Origin of the sequence: Sinomicrobium weinanense, from assembly GCF_018863395.1 — a bacterium.
Classification (GTDB): domain Bacteria; phylum Bacteroidota; class Bacteroidia; order Flavobacteriales; family Flavobacteriaceae; genus Sinomicrobium; species Sinomicrobium weinanense.
On sequence record NZ_JAHKRR010000001.1, the window covers coordinates 699,032 to 711,803 of the forward strand.

Annotated in this window: 9 protein-coding genes; 5 read left to right on the plus strand and 4 right to left on the minus strand. The window is 45.9% G+C overall.

Annotated elements, in window-relative coordinates; genetic code table 11:
• Positions 1-236: 236 nt before the first annotated feature.
• Positions 237-3,020, minus strand: coding sequence for a S8 family serine peptidase (locus KN811_RS03085; protein WP_187966652.1), 2,784 nt, complete (start codon positions 3,018-3,020; stop codon positions 237-239).
• Positions 3,021-3,186: 166 nt separating this feature from the next.
• Between KN811_RS03085 and KN811_RS03090 the strand changes: the two genes are divergently transcribed.
• From KN811_RS03090 to KN811_RS03110, 5 genes are all read left to right on the plus strand, one after another.
• Positions 3,187-4,017 (plus strand): M57 family metalloprotease, encoded by an 831-nt coding sequence (locus tag KN811_RS03090; RefSeq protein ID WP_187966653.1) that lies wholly within the window; start codon positions 3,187-3,189, stop codon positions 4,015-4,017.
• A 176-nt stretch (positions 4,018-4,193) separates the two neighbouring features.
• The gene (locus KN811_RS03095; protein ID WP_187966654.1) at positions 4,194-4,622 is read left to right on the plus strand and encodes a PaaI family thioesterase; all 429 of its coding nucleotides are present in this window, start codon (positions 4,194-4,196) and stop codon (positions 4,620-4,622) included.
• Between the two features lie 18 nt (positions 4,623-4,640).
• Positions 4,641-5,798, plus strand: a complete 1,158-nt coding sequence (locus KN811_RS03100; RefSeq protein WP_247716389.1) for an isochorismate synthase — start codon at positions 4,641-4,643, stop codon at positions 5,796-5,798.
• Between the two features lie 482 nt (positions 5,799-6,280).
• Positions 6,281-7,963, plus strand: a complete 1,683-nt coding sequence (menD, locus tag KN811_RS03105) for a 2-succinyl-5-enolpyruvyl-6-hydroxy-3-cyclohexene-1-carboxylic-acid synthase (protein ID WP_187966655.1) — start codon at positions 6,281-6,283, stop codon at positions 7,961-7,963.
• A gap of 75 nt (positions 7,964-8,038) precedes the next feature.
• Entirely contained in the window at positions 8,039-8,380 is a 342-nt protein-coding gene (locus KN811_RS03110) for a DUF2853 family protein (RefSeq protein ID WP_187966656.1), read from the plus strand.
• 257 nt (positions 8,381-8,637) lie between these two features.
• Here the strand turns inward: KN811_RS03110 and KN811_RS03115 are convergent, their stop codons facing one another.
• The 3 genes from KN811_RS03115 to KN811_RS03125 form a co-directional block, all read right to left on the minus strand.
• Positions 8,638-9,927 carry a mechanosensitive ion channel family protein gene (locus KN811_RS03115; RefSeq protein WP_187966657.1) on the minus strand — a complete coding sequence of 430 codons (1,290 nt, stop codon included), beginning with the start codon at positions 9,925-9,927 and terminating at the stop codon, positions 8,638-8,640.
• Between the two features lie 175 nt (positions 9,928-10,102).
• Positions 10,103-11,431 carry a dipeptidase gene (locus KN811_RS03120; RefSeq protein WP_187966658.1) on the minus strand — a complete coding sequence of 443 codons (1,329 nt, stop codon included), beginning with the start codon at positions 11,429-11,431 and terminating at the stop codon, positions 10,103-10,105.
• 197 nt (positions 11,432-11,628) lie between these two features.
• Positions 11,629-12,456 carry an OmpA/MotB family protein gene (locus KN811_RS03125; RefSeq protein WP_187966659.1) on the minus strand — a complete coding sequence of 276 codons (828 nt, stop codon included), beginning with the start codon at positions 12,454-12,456 and terminating at the stop codon, positions 11,629-11,631.
• Between the last annotated feature and the right edge of the window lie 316 nt (positions 12,457-12,772).

Here is a 12,772-nt window from a genome sequence, read left to right on the forward strand (position 1 = left end):
TGAGCCGGTGAAGCTCCTGAATAAAAAAAGAGACCGCTCAAAAAATCAATTTTGAGCGAATCTCTCTACCCCAATTACCATAAACATGGTTCCAATGCGCATAATGATTATATGCTGCACGTTTATATGTATAAATATACGATTTATTTCGTCTTTTTGCGAATATCTTCGTATTTATTTTTTACTTATATTAAAATTATATGATTTCCAGGTAAATAAAATCAGTCTTTTATCTGTCAGAAATGGTGTAATATCAGTCCTCCGGATCTCATTTTTTTGCCGTTGACCTCTATTTTGTAGTAATAGGCACCATTAGTAAGCCTTTCCAGGGATATAAAGTCACGGTCGGAGATCAGTTGTTCCTTCATCATAAATTTTCCGTCAGCGGAATACAGGTAGATATAAACGGTGTCGCTTTCCCGGAATTTTTTACTGTAAATATTAAGGCCGCCCGAAGTAACGGGATTGGGGAACAGGAGAAAAGGAGTGGCAGAAAGGTAAATGGTATTTACCGTTTCGGAATACAGTTCGCTGCCGTCTTCCAGGATCAGCTTGGCCCGGTATACATTGGCACCCTCCAGGGGAGTATTGTCTATGATTTCAAATTTCTTTTGATTCACCGGTTCGATGTTCTGTATGCGTTCTTCTCCTTCCGGAAGAACTTTGAAAACTTCTATTCTCTCCGCGAGATAGGTACTCCCCAGGGAAAAATAGAGCCGGATATGACCTTCTTCATTTGTAGTGTACAGGGATTCCCAGTAACAGTGTTCTTCGCTTTCCGAAACGTTCAGGGCCTGGCTTCGTATTCCCTTCGTTCCGTTCTGGTATACAGGGGCAACGGCAAAATAGGAAGAGGAACTGTCTGTTATATAGGTGGTATCTGTAATACGTTCGGTAAAGGTCATTGTGTTGTTTTGCAGTGAAAAAATGTCATAGGCTGTTGCAGCGATATTTTTTCGCCAGGAGACTTCCGTAGTTCCGTTACATTTTAGGCTTATCCCGGGATCTGGGGTATAGGAAATGACAAATGGCGGGGAGGTAAAGGATTGGTTTTCGATGGTCATTCTCAGCAGGGCGGTACTGCCTTCGTTTTCCACAGGGTCCCAGGAAAGATAGCCTTGTTGCGGGGTGATGCCCGTAGCTATGGACTCCCATGTACTGCCTTTGTCGTAACTGATATCTAGCGTTCCGGGAGTGTTGTGGAATGTGGTTTTCCAGCGGATAAAATCAGCAGAGGCACCATCATGGGGAAAATTGCCATTTTCTACCGGGTTTATCCAATGAAATTCACCTTCCTTTTCCCAGGAGTAGGCGATGGAAAAAGGCTGTTCTTCTCCGGTAATATGATAACCATCTACCCGGATGATCAATTGATTTCCAGTCACTTCAGGGATAAAAACCTGTTCAGTGTTATTGAGATGATCTGTTCCTTTTGTGGCAGGCTTGTTCAGGGCCTGTTCGTCCGGGGTATGATCCAGGACCCAGGGTTCATATACCGTCCCGTTGTGGCTGATGGTCATATCCAGGTCGTTGACCAGGGCTATGTTGGAATTCGGTTCGGCCGGGAGGTCCGTCCAGTTCAGGGTGGCTTTTATGTTGATGGCGTTTTCCGGTATTTCAAGGGTGTATTCCCTGATCCCGGCATTTCCCACCTTGTCGGTGATAAACTGCCCGTTGCGGAGAATGTTATGGCTTTGCAGGGCATTGACATTGCCGTATCCGGAACGATAGTCCGGCCCGGGGCTACCCAGGTCGTCGGCCCCGTTTATGAGAAGTGCTTTTATGAGGGAGGCCGGGGGCAGGGAACCCTGGTGTTCCCCGCGATAGTATTGTTGCAGCAGAAGGGCAACACCCGAGACCAGGGCGTTGGCATTTGAGGTTCCTATGGAACTGAAGGCGGAGAGGTCGGGTTTTATCCTCCCGTCGTGGGCAGGGCCTTTGGAAGAAAAATCCGGGATAGACAGTTGTGCATCCAGTGCCCCGACAGTGAGTATGTTTTTGGCCATTTTAAAATTGCCTGTAAGATTCGCGTAGCCCGGTATGCCCGAATAGAGCCCGTTCTTAGGGGGTTCGTTCCCGAGGTTCCCGGAGGAAAACAGGTGTACCTGTGTAGGGTTTTCATAGAGGAAGGCATCGTATTCCCGGGCAAGTATACCGTAAAAATTTTCTATTTCCGTGCCATAGGAATGATTTTGTACAGATACTCCCATGCCCTCCAGGCCGTTATCGGGATAGAGGACATTGAAGTCCGAGGAAGATATACGGGCTTCGGGAGCTGCTCCCTTCCCGTTTGCCGAACTGTTTCCGAGGCCCGCGGCCAGTGTGGCCATAGCCGTAGCGTGTGCACTCACCTCACTGCTTTCATTTCCCGAGGGAAGGTGTTTGCCTGTCAGGTCTATATCTTCCGGGTCATACATATCGTCCTTTATGGAAACCACCATGTCTTGTCCCATCTGGCCGGGGGCCTCCCGGTGCAACTGTGCGATATTGTTTACCGTGAGATTGAGATCGGGAATACTGCTTTCCGTTACAGGAACGAGAGATTCCATACCGACATAAGTAACACAGTCGAGGGGAAGGATATGTTTTTTGACCTCCTTTGCGGTAGCCCTTACCAAATATGTCCTGCTGTCCGGAAGAAAGCGAACTGTTTTATGTTTTTCGGTGTGTTTCAGGCATTCATCATCAGAGGTTTTTATGATAAAAATCATTTTCCTGTTACGGGACAGGCCGGTATTGGGAGAAACTTTCCAGAGATCATTGGCGGACCAGAGTTTATTTTTTCCGCGTTTATGTATGTTTCCGGTTGTGTGTTTCGGGGCATGTGTTATCACATATTCACGGTCCAGCACCCTGATCACTTTGTGGCCTTCGGGAATATTTCTGCCGCCGGAGGTCTTTACTAAAAAATAATTTCCATCCGTGTTTTTACGGACCAGATGCTGCCATTTTGTAGTCTGCCCGTAAATATTGAGGCTAATTATAAACAGTAAGTAAAAAATGGGTTTATGTAGGTTCATATAACAAATTAAAGCCTGAAACAGTAAAATCATCGTTAAATAAAACAAAAAATATATAATAAAATGTTAAAATTAGAAAATATTTTATTAAGTTTGTTTACTTCTATTGTAAGTTAAGACGTCTGCTTATGGTAAGAAACAATTATTAACTCAAATCAAATTTTACATGAAAACAATGAAGTCTTATGTAATCCTTTCCCTGATGGGGATCGGATTATTGTTTACCTCTTGTGACAATGACCCCAAGGACGAGAGCATGGACCCGCAACAGGAAGTCGGTAAAGAAGTCCTGGACAAGATCGCATCTCTGGAGCTGAATACAGATGATGTTACGCTTACGGATGTTACGCTGCCCGACGGTACCGTTCGTACCGATTACCTCGTAGAAGGAGATATCCTGATCTCTGCCGAGCAACTCGCCTCGATGGAACTCCATGGTGGTGTAGAGAGTGAGCAGTATCACACGTATAACCTGGTGAATTCCCCGAGAACCATTAACGTGATAGGATATACCGGTAGCAGCCAGGGCCTTTCTACCAAAATGCAAACAGCATTGCAACAGGCCATAGATAACTATAATGACCAGAACCTGGGGCTTACCTTTACTCTGACGTTCGGTACGAATTACAATCCATACGACATCGTAGTATACAGCCCTAGCGGAGGAGCAGGCGGACAAGCAGGCTTTCCTTCAGGTGGCGATCCGTACAAATGGGTACAGATCTATTCCGGGCTGAACAATTACACTACTACCGTAAACCGCCACGTTATAATGCACGAGATCGGACATTGCATAGGCATGCGGCATACCGACTGGTTCAGCAGACAGAGTTGCGGACAGAACTCCAACGAAGGAGAAGGTAGTGTAGGTGCCGTACATATTCCCGGGACCCCCACCGGGTATGATGCCAATTCTGTAATGCTGGCCTGTTTCAATACCGGATCCAGCGGAGAATGGGGATATTATGACCAGATCGCACTGGATTACCTGTATTAGTGCACTGTAAACAGGTAAATTCCATAAAGAACAGAAGAGCGCAAAACCCGGGTTTTGCGCTCTTTTTTTGCGAGTGTACGAGTGTGCGGGTATTCGAGTTATACTTTTTACACCTGAATTACTCGAATACCCGTATACCCGATTTGTTTTGTATTTTTACATCATAAACCGGACATATGAAAAAAGACAAACAAGCTATCCTGGACAGATGCAATGCCACGAGCAAGAATACCTTGATGGAAACCCTGCAGATCGAGTATACGGATGTGGGTGAGGACTATCTGGTGGGCAGGATGCCGGTTGACGAAAAGGTGCATCAACCCGATGGTGTATTGCATGGCGGGGCAATGGTAGCCCTTGCGGAAAGTGTGGGAAGCATGGCCTCTTACCTGTTCCTGAACACGGAGGATTTTTTTGTACGGGGTATCGAAATTTCCGCCAATCATGTGCGAAGTATAAAAGAAGGAGAGGTATATGCAAGGGCAGGGATGCTCCACCAGGGACGGACCACCCAGCTCTGGCAGATCCGGTTGACGGATACGGAAGGCCGCCTGATCTCCGTATGCAAGCTCACTACGATAGCGTTGCCCAAAAAGAAGGATTGAGAACCCAAGAAGGAAAAAATGATGATTTCCGAAGAAGATTTTTTTGAACAAATACGAGAACAATACGCTTCCGGACTGCCCTTTGTGGCTTACAGAAAACCCGGTAATTCTCCTGCCTCACATGAGAGCACCAGCCTTACAAAAGCGGTATTGCAACAGGATGATGCGCTACATCCGGTCAAAGATTTTTCTGAAAAAGGATTTGTATTTTCTCCTTTCAACCAAAATGAAAAGGCGGTCCTGATCCCTTGCCCAACAGAAGGGAAGGGAACAGTAGTGCTACTGTCCCGTTTTCAGCGAAAAAAAACAGATACGGAAGAAAAAAACGGGCAGGGCACACCATCCGGAAGGGAAACGGAAAATACCGACAGGGGTAAGCATATGGACCTTGTGCAAAAGGGGATAGAAACCATAAGGAAAGGAAAACTGGAAAAAGTGGTCCTTTCCCGGAAAGAAGAAGTACCTGTAACACTTTGTGAGCCTGTTGCCATCTTTCAAAAACTGCTGGAACGCTATGAAGATGCTTTTTGCTATATATGGTTTCACCCGAAAGTAGGGTTGTGGCTGGGAGCTACTCCGGAAACCCTGCTCCGTATCCGCGGGTGTGTGCTGTATACAATGGCATTGGCAGGCACCCAAAAGTATACGGGACAGACCAGGGTATTCTGGGGAGAGAAGGAAAAACAGGAACAGCAGGTGGTCACCGATTCCATTGTAGATAGCCTTAGGTTTAAGGTTAAAAGCCTTAAAATATCGGGCGCAGGGACTCATAGGGCGGGCAACCTGCTTCACATCCGTACCGATATACAGGCCACACTGATCCCTGAATATAAAACCAAAAACATAGCCCCTTTGCTCAAAAGCCTTCATCCTACACCTGCTGTTTGCGGTTTTCCCAAAGATGAGGCCAGATTGTTTATCCTGGAAAACGAAGGGTATGACCGGAGTTTCTATACGGGATTCCTGGGAGAACTGAACACAGACATTTCCGGACAACAGGATGGCAATACCGAAAACAGGGACTCGGAACTCTATGTAAATCTCCGGTGCATGCAGATGAACGGCAATATCGCAACCTTATATGTCGGCGGAGGCATTACACGTGATTCCGACCCGGGATCGGAATGGGAGGAGACTGTGAATAAGTCTTTTACGATGAAAAAGATACTGGACTGATAAGTAGGGTGAGGTATTTTAAAGGGGTACACTCCCTGTTTTCCCCTCTCAAGGGAGGACCGAAAGTCTCTTTAAAAAGCGGTAATATCTCCTGAGGGTAATGTCGTTTAGTTAAGGCCATGGATAATAAATGTACCACCCCTTCGGGGTTTAGGACCTCTTTAATGTCTTTGTTGCTATAAGTATTTCAGCCTTTCAGGCTTTTTTAATCCCGAAGGGATGACAGAATTATAGAACCAGGAAGGGTAAGACTATATATAAACCCCGAAGGGGTGGTGTAATTTGACATTGCCCTTGAGGGAGGAAACATGGCGGTGTAAAACGAAACAAAGTGTCCGGGAACAGATAAAACTTTACCCCAGGAACTAAAATCCTGCGAATCCTTTGTACTTACCGGGCTGTACTCTACTTTTGCGGTACTGAACACGGATCCTGTTATTGCCCCATAAAAGGAGGCCAGATTTACTTATAAGAAACAATACATGATATATCCGAAAATACCGCTTGCACAGACCGTACTCCAGTTGTGCAGAGCGAAGAACATTACCGAAGTGGTGATCTCACCGGGGTCGAGGAATGCACCGCTTACCATAGGTTTTACCCACGACGAATTTTTTAATTGTTACAGTATCATAGATGAACGCTGCGCCGCTTTCTTTGCCATGGGAATGGCCCAGTGGACCAGAAGACCGGCTGCCCTGGTGTGTACTTCCGGGTCGGCATTGCTCAACTATTATCCGGCTGTCTGCGAGGCTTTTTACAGCGATATCCCCCTGGTGGTGATCTCGGCAGACCGTCCGGCGGACAAGATCGATATCGGGGACGGGCAGACCATCAGGCAGCAAAATGTCTTTGCCAACCACATTCTCTATTCGGCCAATCTCAGGGAAGGGGACAAGGCCTATAATGAAGAACAGGTACAAAAGGCCATACATACAGCCGTGACCGGAAAAGGCCCTGTACACATCAATGTGCCCTTTGAGGAACCCCTTTATGAAGTTGTGGAAACGCCGGAAGCCCCAGCGGTAATATGGGAGTCCAAGCCGGAAAAAAAGGAGGCCGATAAAGATTCGATGGATACCTTTGTGAAACGCTGGAACCAGGCCCGGCGAAAAATGGTACTGGTAGGAGTAAACCACCCCGGGGACATTCCCGGAAAGTACCTGGATATGCTGGCTGACGATCCTTCGGTGATCGTGTTTACCGAAACGACATCCAACCTGTTTCATTCCAAATTCTTTCCCGGTATTGACAAGATCGTTGCCCCGGTGGAGAAAATAGAAGAAGAACTCCAAAAACTGCAACCCGAACTTCTCCTTACTTTCGGAGGGATGATCGTCTCCAAAAAGATCAAAGCCTTTTTGAGGAAGTACACGCCCGAATGGCATTATCATATAGATACGAAGAAAGCCTATGATACTTTCTTTGGCCTCACCCATCATTTTTTGAGCTCTCCGGCACATTTCTTTTCTGAAGTGGCTCCGGGGCTCGAAAAGGGGGAAAGTGATTACCAGTCATACTGGCAGGACGCTAGAGTGCGGAGGGAAGAGAAACACGACAGTTATCTGAAAACAATCCCCTTTTCGGATTTCAAGGTATACGACAGGGTGTTCAGGGCCATTCCTGAAGAACAGCTTGTGCATTTCAGTAATAGTGCTACCATAAGGTATTCACAACTGTTTGCCATGCGCCCGGGCTGGCAGGTGTATTGCAACCGGGGGACCAGTGGTATTGATGGCAGTACTTCTACTGCTATCGGGGCATCGGTAGCCGGCAAGGTCCCGGCCACTTTCATAACGGGCGACCTGAGTTTCTTTTACGATAGTAATGCCTTGTGGAACAAACATATACGAAAGGATTTCCGGATCATCCTCATCAACAACGGAGGCGGAGGTATTTTTCGCATATTGCCGGGGCATAAAAACACACCCAATTTCGATACCTATTTTGAAACGATACACGGGCTTACCGCGGAACACCTTTGTAAAATGTACGGAATAGATTATGTAACTGCAGATGACGAAAATTCCCTGAAGGACCGGCTGACCGGGTTTTATGCTGCTTCCGACCGTCCGAAATTGCTGGAGGTATTTACTCCGAGAACGATTAACGATGGGGTTTTAATCGATTATTTCAAACATTTAACCGATGATTTTTCTGAATAAACCGGGATGAAAAGTTAAAATCCTGATAATTTTTGCTAAATTAGAACCACCTTATTAACTAAAAAAATAAAACTAATGAGCAAAAGAGACGAACTTATCGCCAAGTATGCCGCCGACCTTAAAGACAAGTGTGGCGTAAAACCGGACACAGACCTTTTAACCAAAGTAACTGTGGGGCTTGGGCCTTCTATCTACAATGCGGATGCCTCGACGGTTTCCGGAAGTGATCCGAATGAGCTTGCTACGGTAAAAAAGAACTTCCTGATCAAGAAACTGGGCTTGAAGGATGGTGCGGACCTCGATAAGGCGATAGATTCTGTTATAGAAAAGTACGGTCGTTCCAACAGGAATAAATACAGGGCGGTGATTTATTACCTTTTGGTAAAACACTTTAAGAAAGAAGCAGTTTATAACTAAGCTGCAATTTCAGCTAAAAAAACAGAAGGTTGTCTGTAAAGCCTTCTCCGGGATCGGGGAAATTGACGCGCTTTGCAAGACAACCTTTTTTGTTTGGCGTTTTTAGTTTATGGTTTTGTTTTAGCCATTGCCTGCCCTGACCTAAAGCCGGGGATACACGAATGTGTTTAGGGTTGAAAGTTGCAGGTTATATGTTGGCTAAAAACCGTAAACCATATATCCTATGTCCTGCAATCTTACGTCTAAAATCTAACTACCTAATTCTTAACGTCAAAAGTTCCCTGAGACAACCTTTTCATGTCCTTACTGCTCGGTGATTCGTAGATCTCCAGGTCGAAATAAGGTACGGCCGCCAGGATGTGCTCAAAAATATCGGCCATGATATGTTCGTAATTGACCCATCTTTTGTCGCTGGAAAAGATATAGATCTCCAGGGGGATTCCCTGAGCCGTGGGAGGGAGGTGGCGTACCATCATGGTCATGTCCTTGTTGATCGCCGGGTGATTTTTTATGTATGTATCAATATATTTTCTAAAAACTCCCAGATTGGTCTGGTTTCGTCCGTTCAGGAGGATGTTTTTATCGATATTGTTTTCCGTGTTATATTTTATAATATCTGTTTGGCGGTGATCCAGGTAAGAGGCCAGGAGATGTATTTTTTTCAGGTCTTCCACTTCCTCTTCTGTAAGATAACGGATACTGCTTACGGCGATGTTCAGGGCTCTTTTTATACGTCGTCCACCGCTATCCTGCATGCCCCTCCAGTTCCGGAAAGAATCGGAGATCAGGGCATAAGTGGGGATGGTGGTTATGGTTTTGTCGAAATTGCAGACCTTTACCGTAGCCAGGTTGATCTCCATAACGTCACCGTCTGCCCCGTATTTCTCCACGGTGATCCAGTCACCGATCCGGACCATGTCATTAGCAGCCACCTGTATGCTGGCCACAAAACCCAGGATGGAATCCTTGAAAATAAGTAAGATAACCGCTGAAGCGGCACCCAGGGCAGTGAGGAAGGTTATCGGATCTTTTTCGGTGAGCACTGTAAAGAGGTATATGGAAGCAATAATCCAGGCTATGATGAGGAATACCTGTACAAAACTGTCAAGAGGTTTGTCTTTGTAGGCATTCTTGGTGCGGAGATAATTCTTGAGGGAGCGGAGAAAACTGCGGAATATCCAAACCGCAAGCACAGCCATATAAATATCGACAGCCTTGAGGGACAATTTGCTCCAGCCCGGAAAATCGGACAGGACCACCGGGATCATCTTTATAACAAAGATCATCGGGATAATATGGGCCAGGTACTTGGGAAAATTGCTCTGTACCAGAAAATCGTCGAAAGTGGTTTTGGTCTTGGAGGAAAACACGGCAAACGCACGGATAACCACTTTTTTAAAAAGCCAGTCGAGCAGGAATACCACTATGGCTACTGCAATGAGATTTACCAGCAGGTTCAGTTGAGTGGCAAGCTCTTCCGAAACACCTTTGGCAACCATAAAATCGTAGAACTTCCGGCTCAATTCATAAACGGGTCCTTGTTGCATATAAAAGAAATATTTTTGGTTTAGCACTCTTGCAAAGATACGGTTATTGGGGGAATCGGAGTGCTGTGGGAGTTGAGACGGTTTACACCCCCCCTGTGCCCCCCTCAAGGGGGATGATCATCTGTCGAAGAGAAATAGGTTCCCCCCTTGAGGGGGGCACAGGGGGGTGTCCTTTTCACCCGGCTGCCTGCAATTCTTCAGCCGTTTTTTGTACCTCGTCCAGAACGCGGAGCAGGTTGCCGCCCCATAATTTTCGGATATCTTCTTCTGTGTATCCCCGTTTTACCAGTTCGAGGGTAACGTTAAAGGTTTCCGAGGCGTCGTCCCAGCCATCGATACCGCCGCCACCGTCGAAATCGGAGCTGATGCCTACATGGTCTATCCCGATAAGATCTACCATATAATCGATATGGTCTGCGAAATCGGAAACATTAGGGCCTTTGGGAAGGTTGTCGTTTTGCCTAATTTTTTCTTCGCCTATGGCCTTTACCCTGTCATATACGTTGCTGAGGTACTCTTCCCTTTTTTCCGGGGGCAGGGCAAGGAAACCTTCTCTATCCAGCCAGGTAAGCCCGAGGGAGTCGGCAATTTGCTTCCGGAGCTCCCGTATAGCCTCGTTTCTGGCTTCACTCTTTTCGGTATTGACATAGCCGGAAAATGCTACGGTTTGCACCACGCCGCCGTTGTCCCGTATCATCAGGAGTTCTTCATCGCTCAGGTTCCTGCTGTGGTTACAGAGTGCACGGGCCGAAGAATGCGAAGCGATTACCGGGGCTTTTGACAGTTTTATGGTTTGTTTGTTCGATTCGGCAGAAGGGTGGGAGAGGTCTATCATAATGCCCCATTTGTTCATTTCGGTTATGGCCTGTTTTCCGAGTTCGCTGAGGCCATTATGCAACCATACGCTGTCTTCTTCCCCTGTGTTGGAATCGCAAAACTGGCTGTGGCCATTGTGTGAGAGTGACATATACCGGGCCCCCAGGTCGTGGAATTTTTTGATATTAGACAGGTCTGTTCCCACAGGATAGGCATTTTCCACACCGATCATGGCCACCAGCTTTCCTGAGTCGTGTATCCTGTGCACATCGTCGGAGGTAAGGGCCAGTTCTATGCGGTCTGGCGCGATCTCTTCGCAAAGCCTGTGGATAGCATTGAATTTGGCCATGGCATTGTCATAGGCCATGGCGTATCCTTCCGCATTCAGGGAATCCTGCCCGGTATAGACAATAAGCCAGGAGACATCCAGCCCGCCTTTTTCCATTTTGGGCAGGGTGACCTGGGTTTCCAGGTCCATCGTGTAATTCAGACTATCAGTGAAGTTTTTTACATCGAAGTCATTGTGTGTATCTATGGTGATGACATTGTGGTGTATCTTCCGGGCTTTTTCAATCAGGGCAAGAGAGTCCTGTTCCCGGGAAGTATCGGATGTTTCTGTCTTTTTATCGGTCTTGCACGCTACCGACAGGACAAGAACGAAAAGGATTAAATAATTGTAGTTCTTCATGGATTATGAGATTTTTTTGGTTTATCCGGAATGAAAAATACAAATTATTATTGAGGTTTGTGTTAAAGTTACCGGTTGCGGGTTGCCAGTTTCGGGTTCTAATACAGCTTTTAACTGGCAACTGGCAACCGGCCATAAAAAAACTGCCCGGAAACGAGGTCCCCGGGCAGCTTGTCCATTGAATATATTTTGGCAGACTATGATTCCAGCAGTGCAAAGAATTTATCCAGGTTAGGGATAATGACTATTCTTGTACGCCTGTTTTTGGCCCTGTTCTCGGGAGTATCGTTGTCCACCAGAGGCATATTACTACCTCTTCCTGCAGCTATCAGTTGCTTGGGGTTTACGCCAAATTTGTTCTGCAGTAAACGGATGATGGATGTAGAACGTTCTACGCTCAGTTCCCAGTTATCTTTGATATAGGCACCTTCTTTAACGGTCTGGGAGTCGGTATGCCCTTCTACCATAACGTCCATGCTGGGCTCGGAATTGATCACCTGAGCGAGTTTCTCCAGCAGGCCGTAAGCCTTTCGGTTTACGTGATAACTACCACTTCGGAACAACAGCTTGTCCGATATATTGATCATAACTACGGTCTTGTCTACATTGATATCAATGTCCTCGTCGTTAGAATCATCGGTAATGGAGTTTTTCACATTGTAAGAGATAGCCAGGTTTATGGAATCTTCCAGGGTCTCAGCTTTTGCCAGTTCTGCCGGGTCTACCTTAGCCAGGGTAGCTCTCATTTTTTCCTTGGTATTGTTAGACATTACAGCAAGATCGCCTACCTGAACCAATTTTTCGTCGTTGTCTTCTCTGAGAGAGTTTATTTTAGCATTGTATTCGGCTACTCTCGCTTCTATCTTTGCAAATTTGTCCTCCAGTTCTTCTTTTTCCATGGTAGTCTTTTGCAAAGTACTCCTGGTATTGGACAGGTCTTCTTCCAGCGCCACGTATTTCTTCTTGGAGACACAGGAGGTCAGGACCACACTTCCCAATACAGTTGCAATAATCGCTTTCTTCATAGTTGAGATAATTTGATTTATAAGTTTCAATCGCTTCTATAACGACTCACGCATGGCGATGTTATATATAGCTAAAAAGAAATGATTGTTTTAACAAAATTTTAACATTTATATTTTGAGAGAAAAAATGGGCAAAAAGGATATATCCATATGAAAAAGAGTGGTTAAGCTATAAATGATATCGCCCCGCACCGGACAGATATGTTTTTTGCTAGCTAAATATCTTAGGATAAGAGCTTATACCTGTTTTTGTAGTCTTTTTATGATATACGGGTTATTGAACATGGAACCATATAACTAAAAATAGCGTTTTTGG